At 69.9% G+C, this 18145-nt stretch carries 15 protein-coding genes; 6 read left to right on the top strand and 9 right to left on the bottom strand.

Annotated features, from left to right (window positions below; translation table 11 throughout):
- Positions 1-112: 112 nt before the first annotated feature.
- Positions 113-1231 (top strand): erythromycin esterase family protein, encoded by a 1119-nt coding sequence (locus tag ACXIZN_RS10105; RefSeq protein WP_457953883.1) that lies wholly within the window; start codon positions 113-115, stop codon positions 1229-1231.
- Positions 1232-1406: 175 nt separating this feature from the next.
- Here the strand turns inward: ACXIZN_RS10105 and ACXIZN_RS10100 are convergent, their stop codons facing one another.
- A complete protein-coding gene (locus ACXIZN_RS10100; RefSeq protein WP_457953882.1) occupies positions 1407-4373 on the bottom strand; it encodes a BTAD domain-containing putative transcriptional regulator in 2967 nt (988 codons plus the stop codon).
- A gap of 86 nt (positions 4374-4459) precedes the next feature.
- Positions 4460-5170, bottom strand: coding sequence for a DJ-1/PfpI family protein (locus ACXIZN_RS10095; RefSeq protein ID WP_457953881.1), 711 nt, complete (start codon positions 5168-5170; stop codon positions 4460-4462).
- Positions 5171-5268: 98 nt separating this feature from the next.
- Here ACXIZN_RS10095 and ACXIZN_RS10090 point away from each other — a divergent pair, with 98 nt between their 5' ends.
- The 3 genes from ACXIZN_RS10090 (at position 5269) to ACXIZN_RS10080 (ending at position 8053) form a co-directional block, all read left to right on the top strand.
- Positions 5269-6246 (top strand): GlxA family transcriptional regulator, encoded by a 978-nt coding sequence (locus ACXIZN_RS10090; protein ID WP_457953880.1) that lies wholly within the window; start codon positions 5269-5271, stop codon positions 6244-6246.
- A 41-nt stretch (positions 6247-6287) separates the two neighbouring features.
- Positions 6288-7709, top strand: a complete 1422-nt coding sequence (locus ACXIZN_RS10085; protein WP_457953878.1) for a YibE/F family protein — start codon at positions 6288-6290, stop codon at positions 7707-7709.
- An 83-nt stretch (positions 7710-7792) separates the two neighbouring features.
- Complete coding sequence (locus tag ACXIZN_RS10080) at positions 7793-8053, top strand: hypothetical protein (protein WP_457953876.1); 261 nt, start codon at positions 7793-7795, stop codon at positions 8051-8053.
- A gap of 193 nt (positions 8054-8246) precedes the next feature.
- On the opposite strand, the gene ACXIZN_RS10075 is transcribed toward ACXIZN_RS10080, so the two are convergent.
- Positions 8247-8903 carry a hypothetical protein gene (locus ACXIZN_RS10075; RefSeq protein ID WP_126734603.1) on the bottom strand — a complete coding sequence of 219 codons (657 nt, stop codon included), beginning with the start codon at positions 8901-8903 and terminating at the stop codon, positions 8247-8249.
- Entirely contained in the window at positions 8903-9511 is a 609-nt protein-coding gene (locus tag ACXIZN_RS10070; RefSeq protein ID WP_457953874.1) for an MBL fold metallo-hydrolase, read from the bottom strand. The genes ACXIZN_RS10075 and ACXIZN_RS10070 overlap by 1 nt, the downstream gene beginning before the upstream one ends.
- A 156-nt stretch (positions 9512-9667) precedes the next feature.
- Between ACXIZN_RS10070 and ACXIZN_RS10065 the strand changes: the two genes are divergently transcribed.
- Positions 9668-10525: a peptidylprolyl isomerase gene (locus tag ACXIZN_RS10065; RefSeq protein ID WP_192742047.1), complete on the top strand. Its 858-nt coding sequence runs from the start codon at positions 9668-9670 to the stop codon at positions 10523-10525.
- 1 nt (position 10526) lies between these two features.
- The gene (locus ACXIZN_RS10060) at positions 10527-11312 is read left to right on the top strand and encodes an aminotransferase class IV family protein (RefSeq protein ID WP_457953872.1); all 786 of its coding nucleotides are present in this window, start codon (positions 10527-10529) and stop codon (positions 11310-11312) included.
- 1 nt (position 11313) lies between these two features.
- Here ACXIZN_RS10060 and ACXIZN_RS10055 read toward each other — a convergent pair whose 3' ends face one another.
- From ACXIZN_RS10055 to secD, 5 genes are all read right to left on the bottom strand, one after another.
- Positions 11314-12093, bottom strand: a complete 780-nt coding sequence (locus ACXIZN_RS10055) for an enoyl-CoA hydratase/isomerase family protein (RefSeq protein ID WP_457953871.1) — start codon at positions 12091-12093, stop codon at positions 11314-11316.
- A gap of 30 nt (positions 12094-12123) precedes the next feature.
- Complete coding sequence (locus ACXIZN_RS10050; RefSeq protein WP_126734608.1) at positions 12124-14454, bottom strand: RelA/SpoT family protein; 2331 nt, start codon at positions 14452-14454, stop codon at positions 12124-12126.
- 78 nt (positions 14455-14532) lie between these two features.
- Entirely contained in the window at positions 14533-15051 is a 519-nt protein-coding gene (locus ACXIZN_RS10045) for an adenine phosphoribosyltransferase (RefSeq protein WP_034307775.1), read from the bottom strand.
- Positions 15052-15135: 84 nt separating this feature from the next.
- The gene (gene secF, locus ACXIZN_RS10040) at positions 15136-16278 is read right to left on the bottom strand and encodes a protein translocase subunit SecF (protein WP_457960491.1); all 1143 of its coding nucleotides are present in this window, start codon (positions 16276-16278) and stop codon (positions 15136-15138) included.
- Positions 16279-16334: 56 nt separating this feature from the next.
- A complete protein-coding gene (secD, locus tag ACXIZN_RS10035) occupies positions 16335-18041 on the bottom strand; it encodes a protein translocase subunit SecD (RefSeq protein WP_457953870.1) in 1707 nt (568 codons plus the stop codon).
- Positions 18042-18145 lie beyond the last annotated feature (104 nt).

Genomic DNA, 18145 nt, shown 5'->3' with positions numbered 1-18145 from the left:
TTGGCTCGCGCGAGATCCGGCACCTGACGCTCCGTTTGAGACTTCCATACGCTGCCACCGAGAGAAGTCGGCCAAAGTTTCAACCGAAGCATCAACGATACGCTTGAACCTCATGAGTCAAGACATCCGAGACTTCGTGACCCCCTCCTGTGACCTGCTCGCCCTTGGCGAGCCGACGCACGCGACCCCGGTCTTCGCGGACGTCCGCAACACACTGTTCGCCCAGCTGGTCGACCGCGGCTTCCGCTCGATCGCCCTCGAAACGGATCGCGTGGCCGCGCTCGTCGCGAACGACTTCGTCCGCGACGGCACCGGAACCCTCGACTTCGCGATGAGCGAAGGGTTCTCGCACGTCTTCGGTACCGTCGAGGCGAACAGGCGGCTGATCGCCTGGATGCGCGAGTTCAACGAGAACCGGCCTCCCGAAGAGCGGCTTTCGTTCCACGGCTTCGACACCCAGACCGAGAACACCTCCGCGCCCAGTCCGCGGCCCTACCTCGAGTACGCCCGCGACTTCCTGCGCGTCGACGTCGACATCGCGGGCCCGGCGGGCGACGACGAACGCTGGAGCCGCACCGAAGCCGTCATGGACGCGGCTTCGTCGCCCGGCGGCTCGGCCGACGCTTACCGGCTGCGCGCGATCGCGGCCGATCTGCTCGCCGCGCTCCGCTCCCGGAAACCGGAACCGGTCACGGACGACTGGTCCCGCGCGGAGATCCACCTCATGGCGGGCATCGATCTGCTGCGCTACCACCGGCAATGCGCCGAACCGCTGGAGCCGCACGAGCGGTACACGCCCCTTGCCGCGACCAGGGACGCCATCATGGCGCGGAACCTGCTGGACATCCGCGCCACCGAAGCCGTCCGGGGCAGGACGCTGGTCTTCGCCCACAATCTCCACCTGCGCCGCCAGGCGAGCACGATGCGGGTGGCGGGGACGGAGACCACCTGGTTCCCCGCCGGCGCGCTGGTGGCCCCGCTGCTCGGTGACCGCTACGTCTTCGTCGCGACCAGCCTCGGCCGAAGCGACGCCATAGCGCTCGATGAGCCGGAACCCGATACCTACGAAGGGTTCCTTCAGAAGCACGTCACCACGGACTGGGGCCTGCTCACCGCGTCCGAGGTCCCGCCCGCGAGCGTCCGGACCGACCCCACCCCGCGGCAGGGTTACTTCCCGCTCGACCAAGGGATCCTGAACGACGCCGACGCGATCCTGCACGTCCGGTCCTAGCCGTCGAACCGGGTGACGCCTCCTGCCCTCGGAAGGCGTCACCCGGCCACGAGCACGCGCCGCCACCCCCAGTGCCGCGAATCCGGGGCGGCGCGAAGTCCGCTCACTTGAGCCGCAGTCAACACGCCGGTGCCATAACTTCGCCAAACGCCACGGCCGGCGGTCGTCCACCGGGCTATGCCGGAGTCGCCCCGAAGCGGATCTTCGTCAAGGCTTCACGAGCCCGGTCCCGCTGGCGGCCGCTCTGGTCCACGGCGGAAAGACCTTTGAGCGCGCGCAATTCCCACACCGGGAAGCCCAGTTCACGGAACAGCCCCGCCGCGGTCCGGAGCCCGTCGGCGGCTTCGGACGCGACGCCTTCGTCGGCCCGCAGCCGCCCGAAGCTGAGCAGGGCGTATCCACCGCCCCGGCGGTCTCCGAGTTCACGGAAAGTGCTCATCGCCAGGTTCAGGTGCTCGGCGGCGCGGCCGTGTTCACCCGCCAGGCGTAACGACTCGCCGAAGCTCCGGTGCGTGTACGCGGCGGCATGCCGGTGTCCGACGTATTCGAACAGCTCCAGCGACCGCGCGAGGCATCGTTCGCTCTCCCCCGTGTCGCCGGTCTTCGCGTGGAGATCGCCGAAGCTCCGGAGGACGTGGGCCTCCCAGTGCCGTTCACGCGAGCTGCGCGTGCCGATCAACGCGCTGGTCAGCAGCTCGCCCGCCTCGTCCATCCGGCCGTTCCGGCGCAGGACGTCGGCGTACCGTTTGGCGGACCTGTCGTGCTGCCGCCCGTCCTCGCAATGGAGCGAAAGCAGCAGGCTCGCGTCGAAACATTCCTGTGCCCGCCGGAAATCGCCGAGGTCGTCCCACAGCGAGCCGAACTGCGCCGACGCCATCGCCTGCCCGGCGAGGTCACCGCAGTCCCGCAACAGGTCCAGTGCCTCCCTCAGCGCGTGGACCGCCGCACCGGTCCGCCCGGTGTCTGCGTCGACGTCGGCGAGGGCGATGAGCGCGGACCCGGTGCCGGGATGGTCACCCACGGAGCGGAACCTGGTCTCCGCCAGCGAGAAGCAGGTCCGCGCCCGCGCCAGATCCCCCGCGTCGGCGTGGGCGTGCCCGAGCTTGAGCAGCTTTCCCGCCTCGGCGGGGAGATCGACGCGGTCGCGCACGATGCCGAATCCGAGCCAGGCCGGGGATCCGCCTTTCGCCGGGCCGACGAGATCGCTGCAGGCGTCGGCCAGCCGCATGGCCAGCTCGGTCCAGCCGTGGTTCTTCGCGGTCCGGACGGCGAGTGCGAGGTTCGCCGTTTCCGTGTCACGCCAGCCGATCGGGTCGGCCGCGACGCGATCCGAAACCGCCGCCGGGACGTCCGATCGCCGCGACGGCGGGTACTCGGCGCCGAGGGCCTCCAGCGCGTGTTCGGCCAACGCCGCCATGGCCGTCAGCGCGCGCCGAAGGGCTCCGGGATCCGGCGGTTCCCGGAGCGCGAGCCGGATCAGGGCCGGTAGCCGGTACCGGACGACGCCCATTCGATCGGGCTCGGCGTGCAGCAGGTGGTCGTCCACCAGCTCGTCGAGCAATTCGGCCGCCTCGCCTTCCGACCGGCCGAGCATGGCAGCCGCGAACCAGCCTGCGAACTCGGTGGCGCCGGGGAAACCGAGCAGCCGCAAGGACTTCCGTTGTCGTGGCGACAGCTCGGCGAGCGCGCCGGCGAGCACCGGGCGGACACCGAAGTCGCCGACGGCGAGTTCGTCGAGGCGCAGGCGCTCGTTCTCCAGGCGCGCCGCGAACTCGGCGACGCTCAGTCTCGGCCGCTGCGACAGCTTCATTCCCGCTGCCCGCACGGCCAGCGCGAGACCGTCGCAGCAGGCCAGCACCCGGCGGACCGCGTCGGGTTCGGCGGACAACCGGGCCTCTCCGGCGATCACGCCGAGCAGGTCCCGTGACTCCGCGGCGGACAGGGTGCCGACTTCGACGAATCTGGCGCCGACGAGCCCGGCCGGCCGCCGCCGTGTCGTGACGATCGCCGCACAGCCGGGCCCGGTCGGCAGCAACGGCCGCACCTCGGCCTCGGACCGGCAGTTCTCGAGGATCACCAGCAGCCGCCGGTCCGCGGTGTGGCTCTGCCACAACGAGATCCGCCCGGCCCGGTCGGCGGGGATCTCCGCCTCCGCGAGGCCGAGCGCGCGGAGGAACCCGGTGAGCACGTCGCCGGTGTCGCGCAGATCGGCGACGAGCTGCCCGTCCGGGAACCGCTTGCGCACCCGCCACGCGGCCTGGACGGCCAGCGCGCTCTTCCCCGACCCCGCCGCTCCATGGAGCACGACCGGCGCCGGGCCGCGCAGCGCGCGTCCCACCTCCGCCAGTTCCCCGGCCCGGCCGGTGAAGTCCGGCGTCGCCGGCGGCAGACGGCACGGCGCGCCGCCCGTGGACCAGCCGGTGCCCGCGATCCGGCGATGAGCCGAGAGCAGTTCCTCCCCCGGCGAGACACCGGTGTGCTCCCACAACGCCTGACGGCACCGGTCGAGGACGGCCAGCGCCGCGTCCCGCCGCCCGAGCCCGTGCAGCGCCTCGGCCAGCCACCCGGCCAGACGCTCGTCACCCGGCCAGGCGGCCAGTTCGGGTCCCAACCTTTCGGCGACCGCCTTGTGGTCACCGGCCGCCAGTTCCAGCTCCACGAGCTTGCCCAGCACCGAACTCCGCTGGTCCTCGAGCCACAGCCGGTGCGCCTCCACCAGCGGACCGGCGGGCACGTCGGCGAAGGCCCGCCCACGCCACAACCCCAGTGCCTGGTCGAGCAAGGCCCTGCGCTCGGCTCCGGTCGCCTTCGCGGCCGCGGCGGTCAGCTCGGAGAACGCGGTGACGTCCAGTTCGCCGTCCGCCACCGTCAGCCGGTAGCCGCTCCGGCCGGACCGCAGCCGCTGGCGGACGTCGTCGACCGGCACACCGGGCGACAACGCCTTGCGCAGCTTGGAAACCGCCATCTGCACGACCGCGGCGGCACTCGACGGCGGCCCCTGCGGCCAGAGTTCGTCGACGAGGGTGTCCCGGTGGACGAACTCGTTCGGCCGGGCCAGGAGCACCGCGAGCACCCGGCGGGGCTGAGCCGCCGACGGCAGCGGGACCGAGGCCGCGAGCGGGCCGAGCACCTTGAACTCCACGAACCACCTATCACCTGGACGGATGACCCAGAATGTAACCCGGTGCCGTCCCCGTGACAGCGATTTCTCACCCGGATGGCCGCCTCTTACTTCCCGGTGTGCGCGAGCAGCTTGTCCCGCAACGCGGGTTCGTCCGCGAGTGCCTCGTTCAGCGTGTGCTCCAGCAGGGGCTTGAGATCCCCGTACGGCCGCTGAGACCAGTCGAGCGGGCCCAGCGGCGGCTCCGGGTCGTATTCGATGACGAACTGGATCGTCCTGGCGATCTCGGCGCCGACGAGCCGCTCGACCAGATGCAGCGCGAGGTCGATCCCCGCCGACACCCCGGCGGCGGTGATCACGTTCCCGTCCTCGACCCAGCGCTCGGCGACCGGCTCCGCGCCGAAAGCGCCCAGCAGCTCACGGAACATCCAGTGCGTCGCGGCCTTGCGGCCTTTCAACAGCCCGGCCTGCCCCAGCAGCAGCGAGCCCGTGCACACCGAGGTCACGAGTTCGGCGTTCGCCCCGGCGGTCCGCACGTATCCCACCAGTTTCTCGTCGGCGAGCGCCTTCAGCGTCGGCGCGGCGCCGCCGGGCACGAGCAGCGCGTACGGCGAGGGGACTTCGTCGTAGGTGTGGGTCGCCACGAGCTTCAGCGGGTTGTCGGTGGTGACCGCGTCCTTCGTCTCACCGACCACGACCGTCCGGTACTCCTGCGCCGTGCTCGCCATCCCGTCCAGCACGGTCAGCGGCCCGACCATGTCCAGCGGGGTCATCCCCGGGTACACCACGAACGCGATCGTCTTCTTGTCGTCTGTCATGGGACAACGGTGTCGCAGGCGCGGGACCGCGGTGGCCCCGATGTCCGGATTCCTGCGAACAACGTCCGACGGCCGGGCACTACTGGTAGCGTTCGATCATGCCGGGTTCACCCAGACGAGTGTTGATCGTCGGCTACAGCAACGCCGAGCTGCTCGACATCGCCGGTCCGTCGGACGTCCTGGACGCCGCGACCAAACTCGGCGGCAAGCCGGGGTACGAGATCATGCTCGCCAGCGTCGACGGGCGCGGCATCCGCTGCGAGTCCGGGCTGACGCTGCAGGCACAGCACCGGCTCGACCAGGTGACCGGCGAACTGGACACGCTGATCGTCGCGGGCGGTACCGGGCACGAGGCGGCCGCCGCCGACCCGAGGGTCGTCACCCACGTCCGCAGGCTCGCGCAGCAGAGCCGCCGAGTCGCTTCGGTGTGCACCGGCGCCACGGTGCTCGCCGCGTGCGGGTTGCTCAACGGACGGCGCGCCACCACGCACTGGCGGTTCGCGAACCGGCTCGCGACGAACTACCCGCAGGTGAACGTGGATCCGGTGCCGCTGTACGTGCGCGACGGCAACGTCTACACGGCGGCTGGTGTGACCAGCGGGATCGACCTCACCCTCGCGTTCGTTGAGGCCGACCACGGCCCGAGCGTGGCCAGGGAGGTCGCCCGCATGCTGGTGACCTACCTGCAGCGGCCGGGCAACCAGGCGCAGGTGAGCATGTTCCTGTCCGGCCCGCCGCCGGAGAACCGGCTCGTCCGCGACATCACCGCGTACGTGGCGGAACATCTGGCAGGCGATCTCGGCACCGCCGTCCTCGCCGAACGGGCCGGGATCAGCACCCGGCAGCTGACCAGGCTGTTCGACGCGCACCTGAGCACCACGCCGAGCAGGTACGTACGGGCGGCGAGGACCGAGAACGCGGCGAAACTGTTGTGCGGCACCGAACTTCCGCTGACCTCGATCGCGAGACGATGCGGTTTCGGCTCGACCGAGACACTGCGCCAGGCCTTCCTCGATCACTTCGACACCCCTCCTTCGGCCTATCGCCGTGTCCACCTTCGGCAGGCGTTCGGCTAGGCCGTGTGCGGCGCGCGCCGCCGACTGTGGAGGATGTGCGGGTGAACCGCCGCGACATCTCCGACGACGACACCGGCCCGATTCGCCGGGTTACGGACGCCCCGTCCGATCGTTCGCCCGGAACGTCCCGTTCGCCGCGCCGGACTCCGCCGCCCGAGGGGACGCGGCGCCCCCGTCCCCCGGCCCAGCGGCCGCGGCAGGCGGAATCGGGCCGGCGTCGTGCCCCGGAACCGAAGCCCGAACCGAAGGCCGAACCACCGGTCGGTCACGGGCACTCGCACGGCCACGGGCCGGCGGCACCGGCGTCGCGCCGGGTCCGGCTCCTGCTGATGTGGCTGCTGATCCCGCTCGCCGCCGCCACCGTCGTGGGGATGATCGTGCTCTACCCGTGGGGCGGGGATCCGGCGAAAAGCGTCTTCCCCCAGGGGACACCGGTGAACGCGACGATCACCGGGACGATCACCGGCCCGTGCCTCGCCGAAGGGCAGGTGCAGGTCGGCGAGCCGCCGCCGGACGCGAAGCCGTGTCTCACCAGCGAGCTCACGATGACCGACGGCCCCGGGACCGGGAGGTCGCTGAAGCTCACGCTTCCCATCGAGCCGAGCACGCCGCGGTTCGCCGCGGGCGACGACGTGGTGCTGTCCTACAACGGCGGCGACGTCGCGAACCCCGCGTCGTTCCAGATCGTCGACTTCCAGCGCGGCACCCCGTTGCTGCTGCTCGCCGGGTTGTTCGCGCTCGCGGTGATCGTGCTGGGCCGCTGGCGGGGGCTCGCCGCGCTGGTCGCGCTGGGGCTGAGCTTCCTGGTGCTGGCGTTCTTCGTGCTGCCGTCGATCCTCGCCGGGGAAAGCCCGCTGCTGGTCGCGATCGCGGGCGCGGGCGCGATCATGTTCGTCGCGCTGTATCTGACACACGGGTTGTCCGCGAGAACGTCGGTGGCGGTGCTGGGCACCTTGGTGAGCCTGGTCCTGATCGGCGTCCTGTCCGCGATCTTCTCGGCCGCGGCGTCGCTGACCGGGCTCGACGACAGCACCTCCCAGCTGATCGGTTCGCTCGGGCACGGGATCGACGCGCGCGGCCTGCTGCTGGCGGGCGTCGTGATCGGCGCGCTCGGCGTGCTGGACGACGTCACGGTGACGCAGACGAGCGCGGTGTGGGAGCTCCGGCGGGCGAACCCGTCGCTCGGCTGGCGTGAGCTGTACGGCGCGGGCCTGCGGATCGGCCGCGACCACGTCGGCTCGGCGGTCAACACGCTCGTGATGGCGTACGCGGGCGCCGCGCTGCCGGTGCTGCTGTACACGTCGCTTTCCGGGGTCGGGCTCGGCTCGATCCTCGGCGCTGAGGACATCGCGCAGGAGATCGTCCGGACGCTGGCCGGAAGCGTCGGCATCGTCGCGGCGGTCCCGGTCACCACCGTGCTGGCCGCGCTGATCGCCTCGCGGGAGCCACAAGAGTCCCTGTAGCCACAAGCGCCCCAAAGCGCGGGCCCGCCGCTCGATCACGGGCCGAAGTCGGGTACGAAGAGGCCGCACCCGAGGTTCGCCGCGTGATCGGAGGGGCCATGTTCGACGTGTTCGCCGTCCCCAGACAGCTGGCCGCCGTCGCGCGGCGCGTGCTCGTCTCGACGTGGGAAGCCGTCGAGGCGGTACCCGAGATCGCCGCCGCGCTCGACGACGTCCGGTCGACGCTCAAGCACTCGGAGCGGCTGGTGACCTTCGCCGCGGGCGAATTGCCGGAGATCGTCTACCAGCTGGAGGAGATCAAGGCGCGGCTGGAGAAGCTGGAGACCCGCACCGAAGCCTCGTGAGTGGTACGGACGGTTCCCACCGAGGGTGTCTCAGGACCCGGTCCGTGAAGGCCTAGCCGGTGCCGCGAAAGCCACTTTCGGGACATCAGACGTCTCGAAAGTGGCTTTCGCGGCATGACCACCAGGACGACGCCGCGCCCAGCGCCCAGCGGAATCCCGGTACCGAGTGGGTCTGGTCTAGCCGTCGCGCGGCTCAGTCCAGGGTCGCCACGAACCGGCTGACCGCCTCCATCGTGAACCGCTGGATGTACTTCCCGGCGGGCGCCGCCGAGGCCAGCCGGTAGAGCGGGCGCTCCGCCGCCGCGTCCCCGCGCGCCTCCGATTTCAGCTGGGCCACCAGCAGTTCCGAGAACACCAGGCCGTTCGCGTCGGTGTTGTTCAGCAGCGCGTTCGCCAGCTTGCGCAGCTGCAGGATGCCCAGTTCCCGGCCGCCCGCACCGGAGTAGACGGCCAGGTCGACCTTCGCGACCTTGCGGCGCTTGCCCGCGTTGACCAGCAGGCTGACCGTCCGGGTGCCGCGCACGTCGCTGATCACCAGGTCGATGCGCTCGGCCGCGGTCAGGTCGATCCGCCGCACTCCCCAGGTCCGCACGATGAGCGTGTCGCCTTCGAGCCACACCCGGCGGCGCAGGTTGTAGAACATGATGTAGAGCAGCGGTATCGCGATCACGCCTGCGACCACGAGCCCGGCGATCTCACCGCCGATCAGCCCGGCGATCCCGCCGAACGCGGCCGCGAAGATCACGACGCCGGCGACGCTGGAGCAGCCCCGCCTGCGGCGCAGCTTGGGGTCGTCGTGGAACAGCGGGAGACGTTCGGGGGTCTCCGGGGTCCCGGTCGGCTCGGTCATCACGCGCCCGTCCCGGCCAGAAACGGGTTCCCCGCCCGCTCCTGCCCGATCGTGGTGGCCGGGCCGTGACCCGGGAGGACGACGGTGTCGTCGGGCATCGTCATCACCTTGGCACCGAGCGACCGCACGAGTTCGTCCCCGTCCCCGGCGGACCGGCCGATCGAACCGGCGAACAGGCTGTCCCCGGTGAGCACGATCCGGCCGCCCTCGGCGGAGGTCAGCCCGAACACCACCGATCCGGCGGTGTGCCCCGGTGTACCGGACACCGTGATCTCCAGTCCGGCCAGCCCGAGCGGGCCATCGGCGAGTGGCACGATCCCGTCCTTCCGTTCTCCGGGGTCCCGGCCGAGCAGTGGCCGGTCCGCCTCGTGCAGATAGAGAGGTATTCCGTGGCGCGCGCCGATCTCGTCCGCAGAAGCGACGTGATCGGGGTGGCCGTGGGTGGCGAGCATCGCGACCGGTGTCAGGCCGTGCGTGGAAAGCGCGGCCGCGAGCGGTCCGGCGACGTCCTCCCCGGGATCGACGATCACGCACTCCCCGCCGCCTTCGGGGGCGAGCAGGTAGCAGTTGGCTTCGAGGGGGCCTGCCGGAAAACCGACGACCAGCACGAAACGCCTCCTCAGTTCTTCCGCCGAACAGGTGACAGGATGGCCCTGATCACGATCAAGTAAGCCTAGCGGCCCCTGTACGGGGGCCTCACAGGCTGTGCCAATAGACTCCCGCTACCTCAGACGTGTGACATCGAGTGGAAACCGGGAGGGCGGGTGCCGACCAACCAGCAGCGCCGCGAAGCCGCGAAGCGCAAGCTCGAGCGACAGATCGTGCGACGGGCCGAACAGGCCAAGCGGCGCAGGATCGTCGGCTCGGTAGCGGTCGTCGGTGTCGTCGCCATCGTGGCGGGCGCGGTGTGGTGGATCGTCAGCAGCAACAGTGGTGACGATGCCGCCTCCGACGCTTCCCCGAGCTCGGCCCCACCGACCCCCGAGGTCACCATCCCCACGGAGCGCGCTCCGATGCCGAAGCGGCCGACGCCGCTGGCGAACCCGGTGGCCTGTGACTACAAGGACGACTCCAGCAAGCCGGCTTCGAAGAAGGTGAACAAGCCGGAGGGCAAGGACGTCTCCTCGAACGGCACGGTGAACGTCGTGCTGAAGAGCACCGCGGGCGACATCCCGCTGACGCTCGACCGGGCGCTCGCCCCGTGCGCCGTCCAGAGCTTCATCAGCCTTTCGCAGCAGGGCTACTTCAACGACACCAAGTGCCACCGGCTCGGCACCACCGGCCTGCAGATGCTGCAGTGCGGCGACCCCGAAGCCAGCGGTATGGGCGGCCCGGGCTACACCATGCCGGACGAGGCGTTCAAGGAGATCAAGTACGGCCGCGGCATCCTCGCGATGGCGAAGACGCAGCAGCCGAATTCCGGTGGAAGCCAGTTCTTCATGGTCTACGGCGAGGCCGAACTGTCCCCGGATTACTCGGTCTTCGGCAGCATCTCCGACGAGGGCCTGAAGGTGCTCGACAAGGTCGCCAAGGCGGGCGCGAACGCGCAGGCCGGTAACGGCGACGGCACCGGCCCGCCCAACACCGAGGTCAAGTTCACCGGCGTCACGGTCAACGCCTGACGTGAAGCTGGAAGTCAACGGCGCGCCCGCCCGGTCGGAAGACCTGGCGGGCGCGTTCGGTTACGGCCACTTCACCGCGATGCAGGTCCGCGACGGCAAGGTCCGCGGGCTGGACATCCACCTTCGCCGTCTCGCGACGAGCACGCGGCGCATGTTCGCCCACGATCTCGACACCGAAGCGGTGCGCGGGTACGTACGGCAGGCCATCCAGGGTGAAGACGCCTTGTCCGTACGGGTCCTGATCTTCTCCCGGGCGTTGGACTGGTCCGACCCCGGCGCACCGGCCGCACCGGATGTCCTCGTCCGCGTCGGGCCGCCCCGCGAGCACGAGATGACACCGCTGCGCCTGCGATCCGTGCGCTACGAACGGGTTCTCCCCGAGGTCAAGCACGTCGGCACGTTCGGGCTGCTCCACCACACGCGCGAGGCGAAGCTGGCGGGATACGACGACGCGCTGTTCGTCGATTACCAGGGCCGGGTCAGCGAGGCGTCGATCTGGAACGTCGGTTTCCTCGACGGCGGCACCGTGGTCTGGCCACAGGCGCCGGTGCTCGATGGCATCAGTCAGCAACTGGTGCGACGCGGCCTCGAACGCAACGGGATCCCACAGGAGACCCGTGACGTCCGCCCCGCCGATCTGCCGGGATTCGACGCCATGTTCCTGACCAATTCGGAGTCGGTCGGGTGGCCGGTGGCGTCGGTGGACGACGTCGTGCTGCCGTTCGCTCCGGAGTCGGGGCGGATCCTCACCGAGGCGTACGAAAGCAACCCCTGGGACGTGATCTAGCTCAGCGGTGGGTGAATTTCGGCGGCCGCCGCGCCAGGAACGCGGCCACCCCCTCCGCGTAGTCCTCGCCGTGCAGGGCACCGAGCCGGATCTCGTCGACCTCGGCGTCGGATTCCTGTTGTCCCGCCACGATCTTCTCGATGATCCGGTTCATCCCGCGCACCGATGCCTGCGAACGCGAAGCCAGCGTCTCGACGAACTTCGTGGTCGAGGCCTCCAGCTCATCGGCCGGGAAGACGTCGTTCAGCAGCCCGATCTCGCGCGCCCGGCGGGCGTCGACGAGTTCACCCGAGAGCAGGAAGTACTTCGCGTGCGCCGGGCCGACCAGCGAGACTAGCTGCCTTGTCGAGTCGAAGTGGTAGACGATCCCGAGCTTCGCCGGCGTGATGCCGAAGCGCGAGCCCTCCGCGGCGAAGCGGAAGTCGCAGGCGACCGAGATCTGGCACCCGCCGCCGATGCAGTTCCCCCGGATCATCGCGACCGTCGGCTTCCGTGACGCCGTCAGCGCCGCCACTGCGCCGTCGACGGCCTTGTCGTAGGTCTCGGCCGCGTCGGCGGTCGACCGCAGGTCCCGGAACTCCCTGATGTCCGCGCCCGCCGAGAAATGCGCGCCCGCGCCGGTCAGCACGAGGACCTTGATCGCCGGATCCGCCTCCACCCGCGCCACCACGTCCGGGATCGCCGACCACATCCCGTAGGTGATCGCGTTCATCTTCTCCGGCCTGGTGAACGTCAGCCGCGCGACCTCGCCGTCGCGAGTGAACTCGAACCCGTCAGTCATGCCCGGACTCTAGCCGGGATCCACCGAAGATCACGAAGCCGAAGTGACCCGATACACGTCGTAAACGCCTTCGACGCCCCGGACCACCTTCAGCACGTGCCCGAGGTGCTTCGGGTCGCCCATCTCGAACGAGAACCGGCTGACCGCGACCCGGTCGCGCGACGTCGTGACCGACGCGGACAGGATGTTGACCTTCTCGTCCGCGAGCACCTTCGTGACGTCCGAAAGCAGGCGGTGCCGGTCCAGCGCCTCGACCTGGATCGCGACGAGGAACACCGAGGACGCCGACGGCGCCCACTCGACCTCGACGAGCCGCTCGGGCTGGGCCCGCAGGTCGTCGGCGTTGGTGCAGTCGGTCCGGTGCACGCTGACGCCGCCGCCGCGGGTGACGAAACCGAGGATCTCGTCGCCGGGCACCGGCGTGCAGCAGCGGGCGAGCTTGGCCCAGATGTCGCTGGCGCCCTTCACCACGACGCCGACGTCGTTCGAGCCGCGGCGACGCGTGACGGTGGACGGGGTCGCGCGCTCGGCGAGCTCCTCCTCCGCCTCGTCGACCCCGCCGATGAGCGCGACCAGCCGCTGCACGACGTGCTTCGCGCTGGTGTGGCCCTCACCGACGGCCGCGTACAGCGAACTGATGTCCGGATGCCGGAGCTCGGTGGCGACCGCGCCCATCGACTCGGCGGAGACCAGCCGCTGGATCGGGAGGCCGACCTTGCGGACCTCCTTGGTGATGGCCTCCTTGCCACCTTCGATCGCCTCGTCGCGGCGTTCCTTGGCGAACCACTGCCGGATCTTCGCGCGCGCCTTGGGCGAACCCGCGAATTGCAGCCAGTCGCGGCTCGGCCCCGCCGTCTCGGCCTTCGAGGTGAAGATCTCGATGACCTCGCCGTTCTCCAGCTTGCGCTCGAGCGCGACGAGCCTGCCGTTGACGCGGGCCCCGATGCAGCGATGACCGACCTCGGTGTGCACGGCATAGGCGAAGTCGACCGGCGTCGAATCGACCGGCAGCGTGATCACGTCACCCTTGGGCGTGAACACGAAGATCTCGCGCGAGGCGAGCTCGTAGCGCAGTGACTCGAGGAAGTCCCCCGGGTCCGCCGCTTCACGCTGCCAGTCGAGGAGCTGGCGCATCCACGCCATCTCGTCGACGTCCATGGCGTTGCCGTTGTGGGTGCCCTTGGTCTCCTTGTACCGCCAGTGCGCGGCGATGCCGTACTCGGCGGTGCGGTGCATCTCGTAGGTGCGGATCTGGACTTCGAGCGGTTTGCCGTCCGGCCCGATCACCGTGGTGTGCAACGACTGGTACACACCGAACCGCGGCTGCGCGATGTAGTCCTTGAACCGGCCGGGGACCGGCTGCCACAGCGCGTGGACGACGCCCATCGCGGCGTAGCAGTCACGGACGTCCTCGACCAGGATCCGCACGCCCACCAGGTCGTGGATGTCGTCGAGGTCGCGGCCGCGGACGATCATCTTCTGGTGGATCGAGTAGTAGTGCTTCGGCCTGCCCTCGACCTTGGCGGTGATCCGCGAGCCTTCGAGATTGCTGGTCAGCTCGGTGATCACCGAGCGCAGGTACGTGTCGCGCGAAGGCGCGCGATCGGCGACGAGGCGGACGATCTCGTCGTACTTCTTCGGCTGCAGGATGGCGAAGGCCAGGTCCTCCAGCTCCCATTTGACCGTCGCCATGCCGAGCCGGTGCGCCAGCGGGGCGAGGACCTCCAGGGTCTCGCGCGCCTTGCGAGCCTGCTTCTCCGGCGGCAGGAAGCGCATCGTGCGCATGTTGTGCAGCCGGTCGGCCAGCTTGATGACCAGCACGCGCGGGTCGCGCGCCATCGCGATGACCATCTTGCGGATGGTCTCGGCCTCGGCGGCCGTGCCGAGCTTGACCTTGTCCAGTTTGGTGACGCCGTCGACGAGCTCGCCGACCTTCTCGCCGAAATCGGCCTTCAGGCTCTCCAGCGAGTAGCCGGTGTCTTCGACGGTGTCGTGCAGCAGCGCCGCGACCAGCGTCGTGGTGTCCATGCCGAGTTCGGCGAGGATGGTCGCGACCGCGAGCGGATGCGTGATGTACGGGTCGCCGGACTTGCGCCGCTGCTCTCGGTGCAGCTCTTCGGCGACGTCGTAGGCGCGCTGGAGCTGCGCGAGATCCGCGTTGGGATGCAGCTCGCGGTGGATGACGGCGAGCGGCTCGAGAACCTGCTTGACCGGCGCGGCGCGCTGCGCGGTGATCCGGCGGGCGAGGCGGGCGCGCACGCGGCGCGTCGCGGACGGCGTCGGCGCTGCCCCCTGTCGCGCCGCACCGTTCTGCTCGGTGCCGTCCTTCGAGGACACCGCGGCATCGAGCTCTTGGCTCACCCGCACCTCCTGCGCTTCGTGCGGCCTTCGGACATCAAGGGTAACCGCTCCCCCTCGCGGCTCACTCGGTACGCCCGGTCAACACACCCGGAGGGCCTCCACACGGCGCCCTTCAAGCACGGAACGACCACCGAGCGCGCCGAGTTCCATCACCACCGAAACCCCGGTGACCTGCGCCTTCGCGTCTTCCAGCAGTTTGCAGGTCGCCGCGACCGTGCCACCGGTGGCGAGCACGTCGTCGAGGACCGCGACACGCTGGCCGGGCTCGACGACACCTTCGGGGAGTTCGACGGTCGCGGTGCCGTACTCCAGCGTGTAACCGACCCGCCCCGCGACCCGGGGCAGCTTGCCGGGCTTGCGGATCAGCGCGACACCGAGGCCACGGGCGTAGCCGACGGCGGCGGCCAGCAGGAATCCGCGTGCTTCCACCCCGGCCAGCAGATCGACGTCGGGATCGACGGTGGCGGCCAGCGCGTCGGTGACGGCCTTGAAGCCCGCCGCGTCCGCGAACAGCGGACTCAGGTCCCGGAACAGCACGCCGGGTTCCGGGAAGTCCGGCACGTCGGCGATGAGGTCGAGTGCCTTGTCCAGCTCCATGTGCTTCCTGCTCTCCTGAACACCAGAAAAGGTCCTTCCCTCACGGAGTTCGCAAGGAAAGGACCTTTCCGGGGTTGAACTCGGCTACCTCTTGCGCTTGCCCGACGGACGGCCCTTGTGGGCCTTCTGGTTCCGGGCGGGGACGCTCGCCGCGGCGGCGTACGCCTTCTCCTTGCGGAGTTCGGCGGCCAGGGCGTCCTCGTCGTTCGGGTCGAAGTCGTCGTCGCGCTCGGCGGCCTTGCGGGCCTGGTTCGCGCGCCGCGAAGCGACCCGCTCGGCCTGCTGGCGGAACTTCGGGTCACGCATCTTGAAGTCGACCAGCAGCGGAGTCGCCAGCGCGACCGACGACAGCACGCCGACGACGGTGCCGGTGAGCTGCACCAGCGCGAGTTCCTGCAGGGTGCCGGAACCGAGAAGGAGGTACCCGATCACCAGCAGCCCGAGGATCGGCAGGGCGGCGATCAACGACGTGTTGAACGACCGCATCAGCGTCTGGTTCAACGCCAGGTTGGCCGCCTCGCCGAAGGTTCGGCGGGTGAGCCCGAGCAGGCCGCGCGTGTTCTCGCGGACCTTGTCGAACACCACCACCGTGTCGTACAGCGAGAACCCGAGGATCGTCAGCAGACCGATCACCGTCGCCGGCGTGACCTCGAAGCCGATCAGCGAGTACACGCCCGCCGTCACCACGATGTCGTTCAGCAGGGTGACCAGTGCCGCGGCCGCCATCCGCGGGTCGAAGTACAACGCCAGGAACAACGTGACCGCCAGCAGGAACACCCCGAGCGCGATCAGTGCCTGCCGGGAGATCTCCCCGCCCCAGGACGCGCTCACCGCGCTGTCACTGATCGCCTGGACGCTCGGCTGCCCGTTGGACCCGATCGGGCCCAGTTCCTGGAACAGGGCCTGCTTCACCTTGGCGACCTCGGCCGCGTCCAGGGTGTCCGAGCGGAGCTGGATGGTCGACGAGACACCGGCGCCGACCTTCTGCGCCTCGTCCGCGGGCTTGCCCAGCGCGTCGGCGAAGACCTCCTTGGCCCGCTCTTCGGTGATCTGCCCGCTCTTGCCGTTGGCGGGCAACTGGATCTGGGTGCCGCCCTCGAAGTCGATGCCGAAGTTGAAGCCCTTGACCCCCATCGAAGCGATGCACACCAGCACCAGCGCCCCGAAGAAGAGATACCAGCGCTTGCGGACCCCGACGACGTCGAACACGCCGGTGCCCACGTACATGCGGCGGAAGACGCTCTCGTGCTTGTTCTCGGTGGCGCTCTTCTCGTCGACCACGGTCACGCCTCCTTCACGTTCGTACGGCCGGGAACGGCGCGAGCGGCCTTGCGGTCCGAACCCACTTCCTGCACGGCACCGAGGCCGAGGTTCTTGGGGTTGGACAGGAACTTCGACTTGGACCTGGACACCATCGCGACCAGGGGATGCGTGACGAGGTAGACGACCACGAGGTCGAGGACCGTCGACATGCCGAGGGTGAACGCGAAGCCCTTCACGTCACCGACGGCCAGCAGGTAGAGGATCGCCGCGGCGAGGAAGCTGACCGCGTCCGCCGCGAGAATCGTGCGCTGGGCCCGGGACCAGCCACGTGGGACCGCGGACCGGAAGGTCCTGCCCTCGCGGATTTCGTCCTTCAACCGTTCGAAGTAGATGACGAACGAGTCCGCGGTGATACCGATCGCGATGATCAGGCCCGCCACGCCCGCGAGGTCGAGGGTGTACCCGATCCACCGCCCCAGAAGCACCAGGACCCCGTACACGATCGTGAACGACAGGCCGAGCGACAGGATCGTCAGCAGGCCGAGCAGCCGGTAGTAGAACATGCAGTAGATGAACACGGCCAGCAGGCCGATACCGCCGGCGATCAGGCCGGCCTGCAGCGACGCGAGGCCCAGGGTCGCGGACACCGTCGTCGCGTCCGAGGACTCGAACGACAGCGGCAGCGAACCGTACTTCAGCACATCCGCCAGGTCCTTCGCCTCGGTCTGGCTGAAGCGGCCGGTGATCTGGGTCTGCCCGCCCAGGATCGCCGACTGGATGGTCGGCGCGGAGACGACCTGCGTGTCGAGGACGAACGCGGCCTGCTTCTGGACGTTCTTCGAGGTGAAGTCGCCCCAGATCCGGGAACCCTCGCCCTTGAAGTTCAGGTTGACGACCCACTGGGAGTTCTGGGTGTCGTAGCCCGAGGAGGCGTCGGAGATCTCGGTTCCGGGCAGGAACTCCGGCTCCAGCAGGTACTTCATGGTGTTCTTGTCACCGCAGGCGACCAGCGGCTTGTCGGTGAGGTCGTTGCCGACCAGCGGGTCCGCGATCTTGGGGTCGCAGTTGAGCGCCGCGAAAGCCTTTTCGGCCGCCGCGGCCTGCTTCGCCTGGTCCGTCGACAGCAGATCGGGGTTCTGCCGGAGGTTCCGGGCCTCCTCGATCTCCCGCTTGGTCTTCTCGTCGGAATTCTCGTCCGGCTGCTGCTGCGGCGCGCCGGCGGCGCCACCGCCACCGTTGGCCGGGCTGCTCGGCGGGGCGCTCGCGCCCGGTGAGGCCGGGGGCGCCGACGGTGCCGACGACGGCGCGCCCGAAGCGGGCGGGGCCGACGGCTGCTGAACCGGGGTCACCGGCTGCGACGTCACGACCTTCCGGAAGCCCAGCTTCGCGGTCTTGCCCAGCGTCTTGGCCTGATCGCCCTGTTCACCGGGGACGGTGATGACGACGTTGCTGCCGTCGAGGACGACCTCGGTGCCGCTGACGCCGATACCGTTGACCCGGCGCTCGATGATCGAGCGGGCCTGTTCGAGGGACTCTCGCGGAGGGTCGCCGCCGTCGGGGTTTCGGGCGGTCAGGGTGACCCTCGTGCCGCCTTGCAGATCGATGCCGAGCTTCGGCGTCGGCTTGCCGCTACCGGTGAAGAACACCAGGGCGTACAGCGCCACCACGATCAGGGCGAAGAAGGCGAGATAGCGTCCCGGGCGGAGATGCCCGGCCGGTGCGGCCACTGTGCTTCGGTCTCCTCGGACGGACTGGGTTTTTCCCCAATGGACTTGGCTGTTCACTCACTGGACGGGAGTCCGGCGGTACCGCGAACGAGCACGACTATGAC

This window comes from Amycolatopsis sp. TRM77291, assembly GCF_054166285.1.
This window is presented reverse-complemented; position numbering and strand designations above follow the sequence as displayed.

Excerpts from the sequence above, each read along its gene's own strand:
- ACXIZN_RS10105 (WP_457953883.1), top strand. The coding sequence starts at position 113 with ATGAGTCAAGACATCCGAGACTTCGTGACCCCCTCCTGTGACCTGCTC.
- ACXIZN_RS10095 (WP_457953881.1), bottom strand. The coding sequence starts at position 5,170 with ATGACAGACGACAAGAAGACGATCGCGTTCGTGGTGTACCCGGGGATG.
- ACXIZN_RS10090 (WP_457953880.1), top strand. The coding sequence starts at position 5,269 with ATGCCGGGTTCACCCAGACGAGTGTTGATCGTCGGCTACAGCAACGCC.
- ACXIZN_RS10075 (WP_126734603.1), bottom strand. The coding sequence starts at position 8,903 with ATGACCGAGCCGACCGGGACCCCGGAGACCCCCGAACGTCTCCCGCTG.
- ACXIZN_RS10055 (WP_457953871.1), bottom strand. The coding sequence starts at position 12,093 with ATGACTGACGGGTTCGAGTTCACTCGCGACGGCGAGGTCGCGCGGCTG.
- ACXIZN_RS10045 (WP_034307775.1), bottom strand. The coding sequence starts at position 15,051 with ATGGAGCTGGACAAGGCACTCGACCTCATCGCCGACGTGCCGGACTTC.
- secF (WP_457960491.1), bottom strand. The coding sequence starts at position 16,278 with ATGTACGTGGGCACCGGCGTGTTCGACGTCGTCGGGGTCCGCAAGCGC.